Raw genomic sequence first — 18,037 nt, 5'->3', positions numbered from 1 at the left:
TCTTATTTAAATGTTTAGGCATACCAAATTAATACCTTAGATTTTAGGTATACCTAAAAAAAATAGAAAGTTTTATAAATGTTAACTTAACAATTATAAATCAGGGCAAGTATATTAATACTTTCCAAAAAAACTAGTGCAAAAACTCCATAATATTTTTCCTTGATTTGAAAGAAGTTTAAAGCCAAAATTAAACTTCTTTTACTATTTTTTATTATAATCTTTATAAATTTAGGTAAACCTAAAAAAATGAAAAGTTTTATATACCATGACCAACTACATCATAAATAGCGATGAAAAATTAGGTAAACCAAAATATCTGATTTGATATTGCTGATGTGTTGTTGGTTTTAAACCATATTACTACACTCCGATTATTATTAAATTAGTTTAACTCTCTTTTCTAATTTAATAAAAAGCATATAACTACTCTCAAGAAATTAAATATGTCAATCATATTTAATTTCACCTATTTACCACACTGGTGATGAAATGGCAAAAAACGCTAAAAAATCAAAATGCTGTCAGGCAGCAGAAGAAGAACAGAACACCGCAAAAAGGATTCTAAAGAAAATTTGGACATTCTTCTTTGGATGCAACTGCGGCTGAAAAACCCTTAACTTATTTTTTTATGCAAACACCGAACTTGCGCAAATACACCATAATCATACATATTTATAAATAATAATAAATTTAAAAAATTAATTAATAACAAAAATATGTAGGTAATGACATATGAAAAGGAGCAAAAAACTGATTTTAGCAATATTAATTGTTATTCTTATAGGCATACTCATTATCGTTGCCGGCGTTCTTTTTATTAATACAGGAGGAGATTTGGCTTCCGGAAACGGCAATATCCTAGTATGCGCAATTGATGAAACCGAGCCGAGACCTGGAATGGGGGCCTGCGACATGGCTTTCATCGTTACACTGAAGGATGGGGAAATAAAGAATTATACTGCAATTTATCCTCATGGAATGACTCACCCTAACGCATCAGAGCCCGCTGAAGCACAGGCGCAAGGTGCAGGATCAAGATTGTTACTCCACGATGCATTTTGGGACAGTAATAATGAAAAATCAATGAAACTGGCAAAGGAAATCGTGGAATATCAGACCCGAACTCCAATTGATGCCGTTGTAGCAATCAATACGAAAGGACTAGACGGAATAATGGATGCTGCAAAACCTCTGGAACTCAACGGAACACCTATTAACGCAAGCGGTCTTGACATTATCCGTGAAGAACAGGACAGCGGCGGAGAATCAAGAGGAGATGCTGTAATAAACATCGTAAAGGCCGTTGCCCAATCTGCAACAGACTCCAGCAAAAAAGCTGACATGATTAACGTTGCCCTAAACCAATATTCCAAAGGAAACATTGTAATGACGCCGCAAGGTTCGTTTGTCGGATTGCTGGCAACCAAAGGTATTGAAAACATACTTTAACGATTGAAAAAACCTAATTTAATAGATATCCTAATCTATTAAATTTTAGGTTCTAATTTTTTAATGAAAACACCCATGAAAACGACTATCATCGGAAATAGTCCACCATACATAAGCATTATCACCTCAGAAGAGACAATGTCACCCATAACTGTGGATGCCGCCATCAGCATGATTAATAATATTACCGGAGCGAGAATGGCAATAAATGTATAAATCAGTATGAACGCATTCAATCTTTGGGAATAGTCCTTCAATTTTATGTGCATGTCAAAAGAGATATCATCAGCTATTATCTCCAGGTTATTGGCCAGATTGCCCCCTACACGCAAGGTTCCGACAATTTGCTGAACACATCTTGAAAGTCCTTCGGAATTAACGCGATTGGACATCTCCAAAAGAGCATTTTCGGTTGATTTGCCGTATCGAACCTCCTCAAGTGCCCTTGTTAATTCATTGGAAAATGATCCGTAATCTGCATTTGAAACGGTAATTAACGTATCGTGCAGGCCCTTTCCGGATTTCAGCTCAACACCCATATGCCTTAATGCGTATGGAAGCTCGAAGCTCAAATCGTTATAGCTTCTCTGCTGCTTTATCTGAGGATACTTTATCATGAAAACATATATCATTCCAACAGAGACCAAAAATATTCCTGAAACTTCAATGCCAACCAATACAAGAAGAATAGATGCAATCAATATCCAAATAGCTATTATTTGTTTGGATAAAAACTTTTCCATAAATTTCGCCCTTAAGCGGTCAAGAAAGCTCTCTTCACTTTTGTTCTTTAAGATATCGGTATTGACCTTGGAATCTTCGGATTTGAATTTAGGAAGCCTGAAATTAATGATTAGACTATAAATCATTAATGCAACATTTCCGACACCGATAAAAAGCTTGTCGAACATTTAACCTCCTCCGTTTAAGATAATCTGATTCAATACCTCGTCAGGGTTGGCGTAATACATTTCCAGTACCGCCTTTACGCCATCGACGGAGCGGATGTTATGATTGACCATGTGCTGCAGCACAATCTGGCGGTTGCCCATCTCCTTATACAAATCGTTCAATGAGTTTCCGCTTAACTTGGCTATTTCAGATAAGGTATTTGAAGAAACGCTTATGTTTTCGATTTTATCGCTTTCGGGATTCCATTCGAATATCTTGTTGAGCTGAACGGTTCCCTCCTCAATGCCGACGACTTCTGCAACCTCGCTGATTCTTCTTAATGAAACGCCGTCGGAGCGATAAATCCTGTTCTGCATGATAATAAAATCGATTGCAGTAATCATTATTTCAGGAACTGACATCGGTTCATTGGTTAAACGGGTAATTGTTTCTCTTGCATCGTTTGAATGCAGTGTCCCGAATCCTGAGTGTCCGGTATTGAGGGCGGTAAATAACGTGATTGCCTCATCGGCTCTCACTTCCCCAACAATTATCCTATCCGGCCTTTGCCTTAATGAGTTCTTAACCAGGTCATTCATGGTCAGTTCTCCCTTGTTTTCAGTGTTTGAAGGCCTTGTTTCCATCCTGATTACGTGTTCATGAGGAATCTGAAGCTCCAGGGTGTCTTCAATCGTTATTATCCTCTCCTTAGGATTGATTAATGCTGTTAATGCGTTAAGCGTCGTGGTCTTTCCGGAACTTGTACCGCCAGATATGATTGCGTTGGCTGACTTTACGCCCAAACCGTCAAAGCACAGCCAGAAAAACGCTGCCAGTTCAACGGAAATAGTTTTGAAGTTAATCAAATCGATTATCGTTAATGGATCCCTTTTGAATTTACGGATTGTGAGTGAAGGACCGTCGGCGGACACCGGAGGAATTGTAGCGTTGATTCTTGAACCGTCTGGCAGCCTGCCGTCAAGTATTGGGGATTCCTGGTCGATTCTTCTGTTGATTTGTCTTGCCATCTGGTCGATGAGCTCAATTAGTTCCTCAGAGCTTTTATATTCAATGTCGGTTTTCATCATTCCGTATTTCCTATGATAGACGAAAATCGGCTTGTTGATGCCTATTATCATGATTTCTTCCAGCTCGTCGTCATGAATAAGTGGGTCGATTTGGCCATATCCGACGATATCCTGAAGCAGCTTGCGAGACAGAGTATCGACATATTCGTTTGAAATCCTTGCGGGGTCGTAGGACAGCCTTGCATAGAGGAAATTCTTGATGTCGTTTAAAAGCCTCGCTTCATTAAGCTGCAGATTTTCCCCACTTGATATTGCCAAATCCACAAGGTTTTCCCTCAGTTCGGCCAAAATTACTTTTTCTTCAGGTGTGAATTTCTGTTTATAAACTTTATAAATTGGCATTGAGCTATTGGCGTTCATTTTATTGTTCATTAATATCACCTTTTTTGAGAAATTTTTGTAAAAATAGATTAGTATTACCCATTTATAAATTTTTATTACGACCCAAGTTATAATTACAAAGTGAAATCAATATTATAATATGAGTGGAAAATGCGATTGTGGCGGAAATTGTATAACGACTGGCGAAAATTTAGGCGAGAAGATTGATGCGTTGAATCCCTGCGATAAATGTGAAGACGTTCAAATCAAGAAATTTTCACCTTTAAGGGATTTGATAGATTTCGATGAGCTTACTGGAGACTATATGAAGTGCACGTGCAAAAAGAGGCCGTTGGATATAGTTATGAGCCACATTTTAAAAATCATGATTGAAGAGGAAATCGTGCCTGAGAAAGCCACTCTTCGAAGAAACAGCCCTGTGCCGCTTTCAGAGTTCTATTACGGAGATTTGAATCCCCAGTTCATTAACGAAAAATCACTCATACTTCTCCATCCAGATTTTACTCAAAAAACTGCTTTAAGGCTTTATGAAGAGGTTCCCGAAGTCAAAGGAGTCTTAAAGGGAAATCCGCAAGATACTGTCGGACAGTTAAACCGTGAAAGTGAAATCAAAAATTACGAGCTTCTCATTGGCTGTGATATGCAAACAAATGTCATGAGAACGTTAATCGGTGAAAAGATAATCATCAACAAGAATCAGAGCAAACACCATATAGAAGTGGCTTCAACAACCGAAGGAAAGCTGGTCAAGCTGCACAATTATCTTTCAAATAATGAAATAAAAAAGGGAGTGGCAGTGGATGCAATGTGTGGCAGTGGCGCAATAGGAATATGCCTCTTAGAATATGGCTTCGAAAAGGTAATTTTCAATGACATTTATCCAGAAGCTATTGAGAATTTAAAAGAAAATCTTGAAGTCAATGGAATATCTGAAGGTTATGAGATATACAATGAAGCCTTTGAAGATTTGGAAGTTGAAAAGGCAGATATCTGTGTAATTGATGCATTTCCAAAGGATGATGCCGAAGAAATAATAAAAAAAGCAGAAAAAATAGCCGATAATGTGCTGATTATCTAAAAATGGCCATTTTTTCTAAAGAAACATCTGCATATAGATTACGATGGCAGGAATTATAAGCACACCCATGAGATGTGATTTGCCGACGCCGAGATAATGAGGCAACATTCCCATTGCAGTTGACGTTATCAGTGCAAGAGTCATGTAGCCCACAGGCGCCTGATAATAGAATACGAAAATGTATAATATCACGATTTGAAGCAGTATGACACCGATTGAGAGTTTTTTATAGTTGACCTTAGCCATTAATGAGGAAAAGGAATCCCCCAATTTTAAAGCCAGAACCAGCGATACCGAAACCGCCAGCAATGAAGCGAAAATATAGATTACAAGGTGATTCAATGTCATTTGCGAAACAAGATATGACATGTAAACCGCAATTCCGCTTCTCGGGTTTCCTATGATATATATCGCCATTAATGAAAAGAGACAGTCCGAAATGTTAAGCCCGGATGTTGCAAGAAGAAAGTTGACCGTATCGTCATCGTCCGTGTCGCTTGCACCGGCGGCAGCCTGGGCTATGACGGTTCCCTGGGCAGGCCCGAACCCCGGAAGAAAACCTAGAATGGCTCCGGTAATTCCTCCGGCGAATATGCTTTTGAACTTGTTGAAGTCAACGTCCAGATCATAAAATGAATTCTGATGGGGCAGTATCGAGCTTTCATTCAGGCTGAAAAGGATTGTGCTTATTCCGAATAGTCCCGAGAAGGTGCACATTAACGTGACCCCCGAAGATATCGGCGTTTGAAAAATCGTCCATCCGAGGATTCCCGAAACCACAAATAAAAGAAGCGACCATAGAAAGTCCCTTGTAGTGCTCGTCAGGCTGTATGTCAAGTAAATTGAAGCGAAAAGCAGTATCATCCATGTGTAGGGCTTTGATATGTCATGGAGTATTGGAAGGGCGAAATTGAAAATCGGAAGCATTAATATAGTAACCAGAATGGCTCCGAATCCTCCGACGCAGACTATCCTTATCACTTCCTTGGCACGGCCCTGCAGAACCATCCTGTGGCCCGGCAAAACCGACGTGGCCGTTCCTTCCTGCGGAACTCCCAGAAGCATCGACGGAACGAATTCGATTAATGCATGGGCTATTGACATTGCAACCATTACCACGCAAAGGAATTCCGGGCTTAAAAAACCTAAAAGAAACGTTGATGAAGCAAACAGTATTGCTCCGGCAGTATTGACGTGAATGCCCGGCACCATGCCCGTCATCGTACCTATCATTATTCCTATAAAACATGCAATTACTAATCCTATCATAGCTATTGCTTGGATGGGATGATTTTTAAAAGTTGTTGAGCTCACTTCTAAGAATTGTCATGAGAAAAACCTTTAATATATAGGTATGCACAAAGTATATACCAAATGATGGAGGTTTTTAAATGATTACATGTTCCGTTTGCGGATGCCTCAATGACCCTTCAAATGCGGTCTGTGAAGAATGCGGCTCCGATTTAATTGACGAAAGTGAATTAATGGCAATGTATGAGGAAGACGACTACGAAGATGATGATGACTTCTAGAATTTCTCCCTGTTAAAGTATAATGATTTCAAAGATAGTTCGGACAATATTTTCAATAGATTTTCACGGGAAATATTTAATTCCTCGCAGATCATATTGTCCCATTCTATTTCCTTTTCTTCCAGAAATTTTGCCATTTTAAGGCCCTTATCGGTTAATGTGATGATGTTTTCGCGCTTATTTTTGGGATTGGTTTGCCTTTCGATTAATCCTTTCTTTTCAAAATCTGCAAAAGCCCTTGACACGCCGCTTCTATTCATGAAACATGCCTTGGCAATGTCTGACTGGTTAACGTCAGGCTGGTAATAGAGCAGCATAAACATGTAATATTGGGAATAGCTTATTTCAGTTTCGCTTTTTAAAAACTGCTTCAAATAGTAATCGTGAGTTTCCTTAAGTGAAATCAAATGATTCAAGATAAAAGGAGAAAATTTAATAATGTCTTCATAATCCACCATAACAATCACCGATGAATATAATTATTATGACCCATCATATTTAAATGTTGTCAAACGCAACAATTTTAAAATTTTAAAATAAAAAAAAGAGTAAAAAATGAAAAATTATTTACATTAATCTTCCTACACCAGTAATTTCAATACTGGCAACACCGTCAATAGCTGAAACCATTTCTTCAACAGATTCAGATCCGCCTTCACCGTCTTCGGTGATGAAGTTTAAGATAATAGCTACTAAACCGAATGCAATAGGTTCTTCAGCAATATCGTGAATTTTAGCGCCTTCAGGCATTGAACTTTCGATGGTTGCTTTGATAGCTTCTAAATCTTCTTCCGGACTTTCTGGCATGATTTTCATAGTAGTTAATACTTCACCCATTCTAATTCCTCCATTAAATATCTAAGGACCTTCAAATCCGCATTCGCATTTGTAAGCGTGACCGAAGGTACGACATTTTTCACATCTTGCAATAATTGCTCCGCATTCTGGGCATTCGAATTCAACGAACGGACCAGTTAACGGGATTTCTTGTTTACATGAAATACATTCAACAGTTTTCATTCTTAATCACCTGTTATTAGTGTGTAATCGAAATTGTAATCATTTATATTATCATCTATAAGAGATAAAACCCTTTCAGGATACATTCCATTTACAACATAACAATTAGTCCCGAATTCTATTAATAGAGAAGGCAGCATTAAGTCAATTGACGATTCTTCAAAAGTCAGTAGTTTTTTTGCATCAATTTCACTAATGAACTCAGAACCTTCCTCACTTGGTTCTCGGGTATATATACCATTTACATTTGTTACTATTAAAAGTTTTGCATTTAAAGAGTGTGAAATGTAGGCCGCAATGGAATCAGAAGTGACGTCCCATGAACATTCGAATGGATCTTCATCCCTTAAAAATTCGGAAACCGCAAAAATCGGAGTCAAACCCTTATCAGATACATCAATCGCATCTTCAAGCGAATAAACCAGTTCGGAGGATTCAACCTTGTCGTTTACAAGCTTTGATATGATGTCCATGCAATCGATGGCCGTGTAATGGGTTACCTCGGAAGAGAAGTTCTGCTTCAAGTCATATTTTCGAATCAGGTTTGCAAACTCTCCCCCGCCCAAAACGATTAATGAATTGGTGTTTTCCAGTTTTTTAGCCAGATTTATTGCATGATCCGGGAAGAGACTTCCCCCAATTTTTACAACCTGTTTTATGATTTCAATCACACCCACGTTTAATTAAAAGTAGACTCAATTAAATTGATAGTTATGCTATAAAAGTTTTAAATCCCCTGTCACTTCATCGATAATTTCATCTTCATCAGGACCGATTGCCAAAACCGTGACGCTTGATGTAGGTATCTGTGTCCTTCCGGCGTCAACTACCAGATAATTGGCCAGGCCCTTTTCATCGGCCAGCTTCTTTAAGGCTAATAATTCCTCTACGGTCTGTACCTTGCATACAACCTTGGCATATGCAGACTCCTTTTCCCATTTTCTGATTTTTTCCTTGTCTGACTTCTTGTATGCCCCAATGGAACCGTGGCAGCATTGGGCGGCAATCTTACCTTTACGCATTTTCAAATCTGTTCTTACTACCATTACCTGTTTCATAAAAACCACTTCTATGATGATTGATTAACAATTATTATTTGGTTTTGATTAGTATATAATATTAATTGTCAAAATTGCCCCAAATTTCTTAAACTTTAAAAATCAGTAAATACATAATTTTAATATTAAAGATTATTTTTTAATTAAGGAGATTATAATGAGTCGTATTTCAATACTTGACAAGGACAGATGTCAACCGAAAAAATGTGATTATCTTTGTATCAGCTACTGTCCGGGCGTCAGAATGGATGAAGACACCATTGTTATTGACGAAGATACCAAAAAACCTTTAATTTCAGAACAGCTATGCGAAGGTTGCGGTATCTGTACAAACAGATGCCCGTTTGATGCAATAAGCATTATTAACTTACCTGAAGCCGTTGGAGAACCAATCCACAGATTCGGACAGAACCAGTTCGAACTTTTCGGTCTTCCGAATCTTGAAGAGGGAACTGTACTCGGTCTTTTGGGACCTAACGGTATCGGTAAATCCACAATAATGAATATACTGTCAGGAACGCTGATTCCAAACTTCGGAGACTATGAAAACCCTCCCGAAAACTGGGACAGGGTAATCGAGCATTACAAGGGTTCATCCCTTCAGACATATTTCTCAAAACTGGCAAGCGGAGAAATCAAGGCCATCCTGAAGCCACAGATGGTCGACCAGCTTCCGAAAGTCGTTAAGGGAAAAGTGAAAGACCTTCTTGAAAACGTTAATGAAAGGGACAAGCTCGACTACGTTTGTAAGGAACTGATGCTTGAAAACGTTCTGGACAGGAAAATGGAAAACCTGAGTGGTGGAGAACTTCAAAGGGTTGCAATAGCTGCCACAGTCTTAAGGCAAGGCGATTTCTATTACTTTGACGAACCGACATCATGGCTCGACGTTTCACAAAGGCTTAACGCCGTAAAGGTCATCAGGTCACTTGCAGAAGAAGGAAAAAGCGTTCTGGTAATCGAGCACGACCTTGCTACATTGGATGCATTATCCGATAATGTTCATATCTTATATGGTGAACCTGGAGGATACGGTGTCGTGTCCGGAAGAAAAGGAGTAAGAATTGGTATTAATGCGTATATTAATGGATTTTTAACAGAAGAAAACGTAAGGATACGTAAAAATCCTATCGAATTTACCATAAGGCCTCCGACCCCTGAAGATGAAGGAGACCCTCTTGCAAGCTATTCAGACATTTCAAAAGATTATGACGGATTTAAGCTGAGCGCAGATGCCGGAGACATATTCTACGATGAAATAGTAACCGCATTCGGATCAAACGGTATCGGAAAAACCACTTTCGCAAAGATGCTGGCAGGCGTTGAAAAGCCTACAAGCGGTGAAGTCGATGAGGAAGTCACTATTGCATACAAACCGCAATATCTGGTCAGCGACTTTGAAGGAAGCGTAAGTGACTTTTTATACATGAATGCACCTACCTACGGAAGCAAAATCTTTGAAAGTGAAATAATGACACCTTTTGCGCTTGAAGACATGCTTGAGAAAAAGGTTTCAAAATTAAGTGGTGGGGAACTTCAGAGACTGGCAATAGCCGCAACATTATCAAAGGATGCTGAAATCTATCTCTTTGACGAACCGACGGCATTTTTGGATGTTGAGCAAAGACTGGTTGCTGCCCGTGTTATCCGCAAGATGGTTGAAAGCAGAAATGCTGCATCACTTATTGTAGACCACGATATCGTGTTCATTGATTACATTTCAGACAGGGCAATGGTATTTAACGGAATTCCAGGTCTTGAAGGTCATGCGTCAAAGCCAACAGATTTGAGAACCTCAATGAACGAATTTTTAGGCAATCTCAACATTACTTTCAGACGTGATAAGGAAACCAAGCGTCCAAGAGTTAATAAGCTTGACAGTTACCTTGACCGTGAACAGAAAGAAAAAGGCGAATATTATTACTTATCAGATTAGAATTTAACCATTCTAATCATTAACCTCATCCATTATTTTATGAAATTTATATTCGTGTAGGAATATCAATTTAGAAAAATATGAAATTAATATTTCTATAGGAATAAAGAATTTGAAAATCATGAAATTTATATTCCTATAGGAATAAAAAATTTGAAATATATTAAATTAATATTTTAGTATAAATAAAAAATTTAAAGAAATCAAAATTCATATGTTTATAAAAATAAAAATTTATATAATTTAAAAATCTATATTTATATAAGAATAATAACTAGAAAAAAATCAAAATTTATATGCTTATAAAAATAAATTTATAAAAAAATGGGAATGAAAACATGCTTCAAAATACAATTAAACGAAATAATTATTTAGAAAAATTAGAAGATTATAAAGACTCTGATTTTGTAAAAGTATTCACAGGGATAAGAAGATCTGGAAAAACAAGTTTACTCCACAGTTGGGCAGATGAACTTGAGAAAAAAGGAATAAATAAAGAGAATATAATATTTATTTCCTTTGAATCACCAAAATATAATTCGATTGACAATAATAATGACTTAGATAAAATTATATACGAAAAAACAAAAAATATTGAAGGAAAGATATATTTATTTTTTGATGAAATACAAGAAGTAAAAGAATGGGAAAAAAGTATAAATGGATATAGAGTCACCTTAGATTGTGATATATACATATCTGGTTCAAACTCTAAATTATTATCTGGAGAATTGGCTACACACCTTGCAGGAAGATATGTGAATATTAGAGTTTATCCATTTTCTTTCAAAGAATTATTACAATATAAAGAAGAAATAGAAAATATAGAATTAACCAAAGAAAATATAACCTCTTTATTTAATGAATATTATATTAATTATGGAGGAATGCCAAGCATATTGTCTTTAAAAAATGATGAAAGTAAAAAAACTGCATTAACTGATATTTATGATTCAATATTACTTAATGACATAATAGCTCGTTTTAATATAAAAAATATAGATTTATTAAAAAGGTATATTAAATTTATGGTTAATTCAATTGGTCAGACATATTCCTCTGAAAAAATTAAGAATTATCTAAAAAGTAATGACATATACACAACACTAAATACCTTATTAAAATATAATGACTATTTACAACAAACCTTTTTTATTTCAAAATGTAGGAGATATGATTTAAAAGGTAAAAAGATGATGAAAATAAAAGAAAAATATTACTTAATGGATCATGGTTTTCATCATACAATTGTTGAAAAAAATAGTTTATGGCTCCCTAGAATAATTGAAAATATAGTATATATTGAGCTTTTAAGAAGAGGATACGAAGTAACTGTTGGGAGACTAGGTGAAGAGAGAAATGATGACAACAATAAAGAAATAGAAATGGATTTCGTATGTGAAAAATCTGGCAAATATATCTATATACAAGTATCATACACAATAGCTCAAGAAAAAACAATGAAAAGAGAAATCAAACCCTTCTTTAAGATTCCGGACAGATATGATGCTTATATCATTACAACAGACCCCCACGATTTATCATACAAAGGAGTTAAACACTTGAATATTATTGATTTCCTATTGGGCGATGAAATCTAAAGGGATTCCAATTCGCTCAATATGAACCTTTTCAATACTTTAACGGCTTCTTCTCCGTCGTCATCAAGCCTTATTGAATCGTTAGGATTCAAGTCATATGCCTTAACCAACGTTTCAGCATCAATATTTTTTATAACCTCAATATCCTTCTCTTTGAGAATCACTGAAACGCAATCATCGCTGCATCCCGTGATTGACACTATCTTTGCATCATCCAATATCGGTGAACAGTTGTTGGGCTGTGCGGAATATTCAGTAATGCATGCCGCAACAATGTTTTCATTATCCAAGGCTAGTTCAACTGTAGCTGCCCTTACAACCAATCCCAGCGGACTTAATCCACTGCATGACACCAATGCAATTTTTTCATCCATTCATAACACTCCTTGTTTTCTTTCATATCTTTTTTTAACCTTATCGTAGCCCCTTTTGTAAAAAGGACATAATAGAACGCACTTGCTGCATCCTTCTTTATGGGCCGTGCATAGCTTTCTTTGAAATTTTCCTTCCTCGTCAAATGCGTTTTCGGGACACCTGTCAACGCAGACCCCACACGCCGAACAGAAATCCTCCACCCACTGCATGTCGTTTTCGCTTTTGAATGGCAGATTTTCAATTGACGTTTCAATCATGAAAAATCCGACGTTCAGCGCTTCCTTAAACATGCACATATTGCTTCTTGTAATGATACAGTCATTTGACTGCATTGCAATGGCTCTCAAGCTGACCGCATCATCCAACGGATGAATCAGATCCGCCCTGAAACCCTTTTGCCTCAGGTAATCGGCAATCTCAAAGGCCTTTTTGCCGAATTCCTGAAATTCCTTATCTTCAAGTACGCATTTTTCACGGGAAGGCTCCATCGTTAATATGTCATCAGACATTTTATATTTCAAAATAATGATATTATCCCAATCAATGCCCCATTCGTTTTTGAATTCCTCCGACAATCTTGAAAAGCTTGCATTAAAGAAGTCTTTTTCGTTAATTAACTGATTCAACTCATTTAAAACATCATCTGAAATCGAATTGAGCGGGTTAATCGGGTTTTCGATTTTAAAAAAATTAGGAATAGGTTGATGATATCTGATACGCATATCATTAACCTTCATAGTTATTTTTGTCTTAAAGCTTCAATAGCTTTCGGGAATTCTTCACAAAATACCTTTATCTGCTCGGTTGGAATTGAAAAGCTTATACGCAGATATTTGTCTCCGAAGAGTTCGGAAGTGTATTCGCCTTCCCTTGCGAAAATTCCACGTTTGAATAAGTAATTTGACAATACTTTAGGATTTATGCCTGCGCCTGAGACGTCTACGGCCATCATGTTTGCATCAGACGGATAAACCGGTAAAAACACACCGTCAATCTCATCCACCATTTCCTTAATAAGCTTCTGATTGGTGAATGATATTTCACGGATTTCGTCTTCCCACTGGTCTTTGGATTTCAATCCTGCAATCGCTCCGTACTGGGCTATGATATTTACACCGAGGTCGTTTACAACCGCATTTTTAATGACGTCAATCAGCCTTTTTGATGCCACAACGCTTCCTATCCTCAATCCGGCCATTCCGAATATTTTGGAAAAGCTGTAAATCGTTAATGTCTGGGCCGGAGCATACTTTTCAACAAGGAAGTGTTCCCTTGCAAAATCCTTATAGGTTACATCATGCATTAAGTACATGCCTTCTTCAATAGCTATTTGAGCAAATTCCTTCAGTTCCTCTTCCGTATATGATGAACCTAACGGGTTTAAAGGGTCAATCAATATTACCATCTTGGTATTTTCATCCATGTTTTCCCTTAAGAGCTTAGGAGTCAGCTTGTATCCGCATTCATCATTATAGATTGGAACATACCTTACGTCATCTGTGAAACGGTTTGCAAAGTCACCGATAATGAAATAACCCGGATCGGATAAGATTACATTGTCTCCAGGTTCAATTAATGCCTGCATACATAAATATAATGATTCTGTCGCTCCTGCAGTCAACAACACTTCACAGTTGTCGAATTTCAAATCGTCCAAAATCAACTGTCTGAGTTCTGAAAAACCTTCTGGAGGCGGGTACTTGCAATATTCCTTCTCATGAACACAGTCGGCCATAGCATCAGCTATAATGTCACCGTGCAGATGATTGGTATTCTGACCCATCCAAATCATATCTTTATCCATGAATACGTCTTCAAAGAAATCATTAGAAGAATCATAACCTTCCGGCGGTACCCTTTCTGTCTTTTTAAATTTTTTCTTAGGGTTTTTTATATCGCTCATAATAATCACATGTAACTACGTAATAATAATTTATTTTAAGTCATTTATAAAATTAATGCTAACTAATTCCCCTGGAAGTGATTCGGAAAACGGCTTGCCGGCCTTCGCCAATACTCCTGTGGCGCTTTAAAGTTGCAACCCTCTGATTGGTTTCCTCCCCACGTTCAAGCTGGATGATGACCTTGCTTCTATATTGAAGTATTGTGCCCCCAACTGCCCGGATATCATTGTTTCCTTCATCGTCAAAGGCGTTGTAAATCTGATTGGTTACGATAACGGCAATGTCATAGCTTCTGGCTATTCTGGAGAGAATTCCTATCTGCTTGCCCAGTTCCTTGTTGAGCTTTGAGGATTTCATGTCATCGACACGATAGAGCGCAACTGCGGAATCGAGAATTAATAAATCCGTGTCGGTATGGTTCTTTCTAAGCCACATTTCGATAGCTGCGATGTTTTCACCCTGTTCCTGGAAGGTTGTGGGTTCAAAAACCATTATGTTATTGGCGACTTGTGGAAAATCGCTTCCTGCAATTTGTCTAATTCGATCGATTGAAATTCCACCTTCAGTATCAATGTAAATGGCTTTTTTACCGTTTTTAGCTACGTTAACAGCCAGACATAATGCAATGTTACTTTTACCCGAACTTGGAGGGCCGAAAATCTGGGTGACCGTACCCTTTTCAAATCCCCCATTCAACAGATTATCGATACTTGAATTGGTAGGAATTTTAAGATTATCCTCGAAATTAGCTAATACTTTCATGAAAAAACCTTTGTTTTTACTAAAATATATAATTAATGAAAAGCCAAAAAATAAGCCAAAATCAGAAAATATCAACGAAAAATGATTTACTAGAAATTTACAGTAAGAAATTCTGATGAGTTCAATTGCCCAATAGAGGTTAATTTGGACGTTGATTGTGTAGATAATGTAATTATCTTCTAATGAATGTTGGCTGAGGCTTGGTTAAGTCAACGATTGTTGATGCGCCTTTAGAATCAAGCGGTCCCACGTCAATCACCAAATCAACGTCACATTCCAGCTGGTCCAGGATTTCTTCAGGAGTGGACATTACCGCATAATCGGATAAATTAGCGCTTGTAGTTGTTATCGGAAAGAGCCTTGCCAGACTGCAGGCAATCTCGTTTTCAGGCACCCTTACGCCGACATGGTCCAGTCCGCTTGTGACGACTCTCGGAACGATTGGGGATTTGTTTAAAATGAATGTATAAGGCCCCGGAAGATATGTATCGAGAACCTTCTTTTGATAAATGGAAATTTTTGAAACAAGCTGAATGGAATCAGTGTCATGAACCAGTATTGACACTGGCTTTAACAGATTTCTTTGTTTAATTTTAAAAACACGGCGCACGGCCTTATTGTTGAAAATATTGGCACCCAAACCGTAAACAGTATCTGTCGGATAGATTACAACTCCACCCGAAGCCAAAGTATCCAAAGCCTCATCAATTACCTTATAATCCGGTGCATCATTGTCGGTTTTTAATATTTTCATTTTAAATTAATCCTTGATTTTTTAAATAATTATATATGATAATTTCTTCATATATTAAAGTATGCTTGAAAGTCTCAGACCCTTATTGACAAAAATATTGAATCCCGTTGCTCGAAATTTAAATATCAATCCTAATATAGTGACCGTCATTTCACCGTTCATTGCCATTCTGGCAGCATATGGATTTGCCAATCACATGCTGATTTTAGGTTTTATCGCCATTCTGCTTTCAGGCTTTCTGGATGTCATTGACGGTGCCGTTGCAAGATATCACAATAGAACATCCAAATTCGGAGCCTTTCTCGATTCCACCATGGATCGCTTTGCTGATGCGATAATATACATCGGGATAATATTCGGAGGGTACTGCGACTGGTTTATAGGCGTTCTGGCAATCCACTCAGCGATTACCGTCAGCTACGTCAGGGCAAGGGCAGAGTCCCAGGGAGTTGACTGCAGTGTCGGGATTGCCGAAAGGGCTGTGCGCATGATTATATTAATGGTCGGTGCGATTGTAGGATACTTTACCCAGCCTATTTACTTTACATATATCATAATAATCCTAGTGATTTTATCATACATTACTGTTGGACAAAGAGTTTATCATGTTTGGAAGGCGTTAAAATGAGTGATTTGGAAAGTGCAGAAAAGATAGCAAAGGATATTCAGAAACTGGAAAGGAACTTAAATCAGGTAGCCAATATCGAATTTGTCGAAAAGGAAAAGGACGTATATGACAGAGCCGTTGACTACTGGAACGATTCAAAGTATTATCTTGAAAAAGAAGAAATGAGAACAGCATTCGGCTGTATTGAGTATTCACACGGTTTGCTTGATGCCCTGCGCATAATACATGATACCATCGATGATTATTAAAAAAAAATAAGATTTTAGTTAAATAAAGAGAAGAAAGCGGAAATTAACTTGTTTATGAAATCCCAAAAGAAATTAGGGGCAGTTAAATTCGCTTCCTGATGAGCCTTATTTAACATACTAATGTTAAAAGCATAAGAGTTATTTCTATTGAAGAGTATCACATCAATTAGATTGTTATTACCTGGCGTATTGCCGTTAACCTGCGAAGCCAATGAGAAGAAGTAATTCTTATTATTTATATTGACTGAATTTTCTCCATATCCTACTGATATGTCGAGATATTGATTAAGCGGACTGTCTTCATCAGAGACAACTGCAACCTGGAGAAACGGAAGGTCAATACCGGAAGAAGAGGATGCATTAGCATAACCAATATTTCCACTATATGAATCTCCAGAAACATTGGAAGCGATAGTAGTATTGTCTGCAACAATAGTATTTGTTGTATTATCAGATTCAACAGCATCATTGCCAGTTGCCGTTTCATTAGCAGCGCTTACCGCAGATATTGAAAACAATACCAATATTAAAAGCAATATTACTGATAAATGTTTGAAATTCAATTTTTTCCCCCACATTTTATTATAATTATTGTTATGTAATTTATTTATTATATACTTTTTTGCATTTGAAAGAAAAATAAAGTGGAATTGAATCATTCCACACTAATTGAATTTTCAAGAAGCGAACCGTCATTTGCATTGACAAGTTTGCCGTCCAAAACTTCAATGATTCTGTCTGCAAGTTTTGCAACATCCATATCGTGAGTTACGATTATTAAAGTTACGTTCTTTTCCCTGTGCAGATCAATCAGTTGCTTGAGGATTTTGTTGCTTGTCTTTGAATCCAGAGATCCTGTAGGTTCATCTGCCAATATTATTGAAGGGTCATTGGCAAGCGCACGGGCTATTGCGACCCTTTGCCTTTCACCTCCTGAGAGTTTGGATGGCTTTTGTGACGCCTTTTCCTTTAAGCCTACGGAATCCAGGAGGTTCAATGCCTTTTCACGCATCTCGGAGTTTGACATTTTAGCTGTAAACATCGGGATTTCAATGTTTTCAACAACGGACAGGTTAGGAATCAGATTGTGGAGCTGGAAAACAAAGCCTATTTTCTGTGCCCTGAACTCATTCAGTTTACTGTTGGCAAGCAGGTCATAGCCTGCAACGTTAATCGAACCTGAATCCGGCAGATCAAGGGCACCGAGCATGTTGAGCAGGGTTGATTTGCCTGAACCTGAAGGTCCTATAATGGAAACGAATTCACCTTCACCTATCGTCAAGTCAATTCCGTTCAAGGCCTTGATGTGGCCGTCCTCATAGGATTTTACAAGATTGCGGATTTCTACAATATTACTCATCAAATCAC

The 18,037-nt window shown here is 37.4% G+C and carries 22 protein-coding genes; 7 read left to right on the top strand and 15 right to left on the bottom strand.

All coding sequences use genetic code 11. The features are described 5' to 3' along the window. Window positions 1-735 precede the first annotated feature (735 nt). Window positions 736-1,452, top strand: a complete 717-nt coding sequence (locus F3G70_RS07465) for a DUF4012 domain-containing protein (protein WP_149732080.1) — start codon at window positions 736-738, stop codon at window positions 1,450-1,452. Between the two features lie 38 nt (window positions 1,453-1,490). Here the strand turns inward: F3G70_RS07465 and F3G70_RS07460 are convergent, their stop codons facing one another. After that, window positions 1,491-2,363: a type II secretion system F family protein gene (locus tag F3G70_RS07460; RefSeq protein ID WP_149732079.1), complete on the bottom strand. Its 873-nt coding sequence runs from the start codon at window positions 2,361-2,363 to the stop codon at window positions 1,491-1,493. After that, the gene (locus F3G70_RS07455; RefSeq protein WP_149732078.1) at window positions 2,364-3,803 is read right to left on the bottom strand and encodes a CpaF family protein; all 1,440 of its coding nucleotides are present in this window, start codon (window positions 3,801-3,803) and stop codon (window positions 2,364-2,366) included. It lies immediately after the preceding gene. Between the two features lie 109 nt (window positions 3,804-3,912). On the opposite strand from F3G70_RS07455, the gene F3G70_RS07450 reads away from it, so the two are divergent. Then, window positions 3,913-4,851: a 50S ribosomal protein L11 methyltransferase gene (locus F3G70_RS07450; protein ID WP_149732077.1), complete on the top strand. Its 939-nt coding sequence runs from the start codon at window positions 3,913-3,915 to the stop codon at window positions 4,849-4,851. 15 nt (window positions 4,852-4,866) lie between these two features. On the opposite strand, the gene F3G70_RS07445 is transcribed toward F3G70_RS07450, so the two are convergent. Continuing rightward, the gene (locus F3G70_RS07445; protein ID WP_149732076.1) at window positions 4,867-6,120 is read right to left on the bottom strand and encodes a tripartite tricarboxylate transporter permease; all 1,254 of its coding nucleotides are present in this window, start codon (window positions 6,118-6,120) and stop codon (window positions 4,867-4,869) included. Between the two features lie 122 nt (window positions 6,121-6,242). Between F3G70_RS07445 and F3G70_RS12080 the strand changes: the two genes are divergently transcribed. Further along, complete coding sequence (locus tag F3G70_RS12080; RefSeq protein ID WP_188118116.1) at window positions 6,243-6,383, top strand: hypothetical protein; 141 nt, start codon at window positions 6,243-6,245, stop codon at window positions 6,381-6,383. Here F3G70_RS12080 and F3G70_RS07440 read toward each other — a convergent pair. From F3G70_RS07440 to pth2, 5 genes are all read right to left on the bottom strand, one after another. Further along, window positions 6,380-6,841 (bottom strand): MarR family winged helix-turn-helix transcriptional regulator, encoded by a 462-nt coding sequence (locus F3G70_RS07440; RefSeq protein ID WP_149732075.1) that lies wholly within the window; start codon window positions 6,839-6,841, stop codon window positions 6,380-6,382. The two genes, F3G70_RS12080 and F3G70_RS07440, sit on opposite strands and share 4 nt — an antisense overlap. Window positions 6,842-6,950: 109 nt before the next feature. Next, window positions 6,951-7,220: an elongation factor 1-beta gene (locus tag F3G70_RS07435; protein WP_149732074.1), complete on the bottom strand. Its 270-nt coding sequence runs from the start codon at window positions 7,218-7,220 to the stop codon at window positions 6,951-6,953. 21 nt (window positions 7,221-7,241) lie between these two features. Further along, window positions 7,242-7,403 (bottom strand): zinc finger domain-containing protein, encoded by a 162-nt coding sequence (locus F3G70_RS07430; RefSeq protein ID WP_149732073.1) that lies wholly within the window; start codon window positions 7,401-7,403, stop codon window positions 7,242-7,244. 2 nt (window positions 7,404-7,405) lie between these two features. Continuing rightward, a complete protein-coding gene (locus F3G70_RS07425; RefSeq protein WP_149732130.1) occupies window positions 7,406-8,062 on the bottom strand; it encodes an amino acid kinase family protein in 657 nt (218 codons plus the stop codon). 57 nt (window positions 8,063-8,119) lie between these two features. After that, window positions 8,120-8,461 (bottom strand): aminoacyl-tRNA hydrolase, encoded by a 342-nt coding sequence (pth2, locus tag F3G70_RS07420; protein ID WP_149732072.1) that lies wholly within the window; start codon window positions 8,459-8,461, stop codon window positions 8,120-8,122. Between the two features lie 157 nt (window positions 8,462-8,618). Here pth2 and F3G70_RS07415 point away from each other — a divergent pair, with 157 nt between their 5' ends. Next, window positions 8,619-10,397, top strand: a complete 1,779-nt coding sequence (locus F3G70_RS07415) for a ribosome biogenesis/translation initiation ATPase RLI (RefSeq protein WP_149732071.1) — start codon at window positions 8,619-8,621, stop codon at window positions 10,395-10,397. Between the two features lie 338 nt (window positions 10,398-10,735). Then, on the top strand, window positions 10,736-11,998 hold the full coding sequence (locus tag F3G70_RS07410; RefSeq protein ID WP_149732070.1) for an ATP-binding protein: 1,263 nt from the start codon (window positions 10,736-10,738) through the stop codon (window positions 11,996-11,998). Here F3G70_RS07410 and F3G70_RS07405 read toward each other — a convergent pair. The 5 genes from F3G70_RS07405 to F3G70_RS07385 form a co-directional block, all read right to left on the bottom strand. Then, window positions 11,995-12,372, bottom strand: coding sequence for a putative zinc-binding protein (locus F3G70_RS07405; protein WP_149732069.1), 378 nt, complete (start codon window positions 12,370-12,372; stop codon window positions 11,995-11,997). The two genes, F3G70_RS07410 and F3G70_RS07405, sit on opposite strands and share 4 nt — an antisense overlap. Continuing rightward, entirely contained in the window at window positions 12,373-13,110 is a 738-nt protein-coding gene (locus tag F3G70_RS07400; RefSeq protein ID WP_149732068.1) for a 4Fe-4S binding protein, read from the bottom strand. 2 nt (window positions 13,111-13,112) lie between these two features. Then, window positions 13,113-14,276 carry a pyridoxal phosphate-dependent aminotransferase gene (locus F3G70_RS07395; RefSeq protein WP_149732067.1) on the bottom strand — a complete coding sequence of 388 codons (1,164 nt, stop codon included), beginning with the start codon at window positions 14,274-14,276 and terminating at the stop codon, window positions 13,113-13,115. Window positions 14,277-14,334: 58 nt separating this feature from the next. Continuing rightward, window positions 14,335-15,039, bottom strand: coding sequence for a DNA repair and recombination protein RadB (gene radB / locus F3G70_RS07390; RefSeq protein WP_149732066.1), 705 nt, complete (start codon window positions 15,037-15,039; stop codon window positions 14,335-14,337). A gap of 172 nt (window positions 15,040-15,211) precedes the next feature. Continuing rightward, on the bottom strand, window positions 15,212-15,793 hold the full coding sequence (locus tag F3G70_RS07385) for an L-threonylcarbamoyladenylate synthase (RefSeq protein WP_149732065.1): 582 nt from the start codon (window positions 15,791-15,793) through the stop codon (window positions 15,212-15,214). Window positions 15,794-15,854: 61 nt separating this feature from the next. Here F3G70_RS07385 and pgsA point away from each other — a divergent pair, with 61 nt between their 5' ends. Both pgsA and F3G70_RS07375 read left to right on the top strand, forming a co-directional pair. Next, on the top strand, window positions 15,855-16,421 hold the full coding sequence (gene pgsA / locus F3G70_RS07380; RefSeq protein ID WP_149732064.1) for an archaetidylinositol phosphate synthase: 567 nt from the start codon (window positions 15,855-15,857) through the stop codon (window positions 16,419-16,421). Beyond that, window positions 16,418-16,669 carry a DUF357 domain-containing protein gene (locus F3G70_RS07375; RefSeq protein ID WP_149732063.1) on the top strand — a complete coding sequence of 84 codons (252 nt, stop codon included), beginning with the start codon at window positions 16,418-16,420 and terminating at the stop codon, window positions 16,667-16,669. Before pgsA ends, F3G70_RS07375 begins: the two co-directional genes overlap by 4 nt. 14 nt (window positions 16,670-16,683) lie before the next feature. On the opposite strand, the gene F3G70_RS07370 is transcribed toward F3G70_RS07375, so the two are convergent. Together F3G70_RS07370 and F3G70_RS07365 are read right to left on the bottom strand one after the other, a co-directional pair. Then, window positions 16,684-17,232, bottom strand: coding sequence for a hypothetical protein (locus tag F3G70_RS07370; RefSeq protein WP_149732062.1), 549 nt, complete (start codon window positions 17,230-17,232; stop codon window positions 16,684-16,686). Between the two features lie 92 nt (window positions 17,233-17,324). Continuing rightward, window positions 17,325-18,029, bottom strand: coding sequence for an ABC transporter ATP-binding protein (locus tag F3G70_RS07365; RefSeq protein WP_149732061.1), 705 nt, complete (start codon window positions 18,027-18,029; stop codon window positions 17,325-17,327). Window positions 18,030-18,037: the final 8 nt, after the last annotated feature.

This window comes from Methanobrevibacter millerae (assembly GCF_900103415.1).
Classification (GTDB): domain Archaea; phylum Methanobacteriota; class Methanobacteria; order Methanobacteriales; family Methanobacteriaceae; genus Methanocatella; species Methanocatella millerae.
This window is presented reverse-complemented; position numbering and strand designations above follow the sequence as displayed.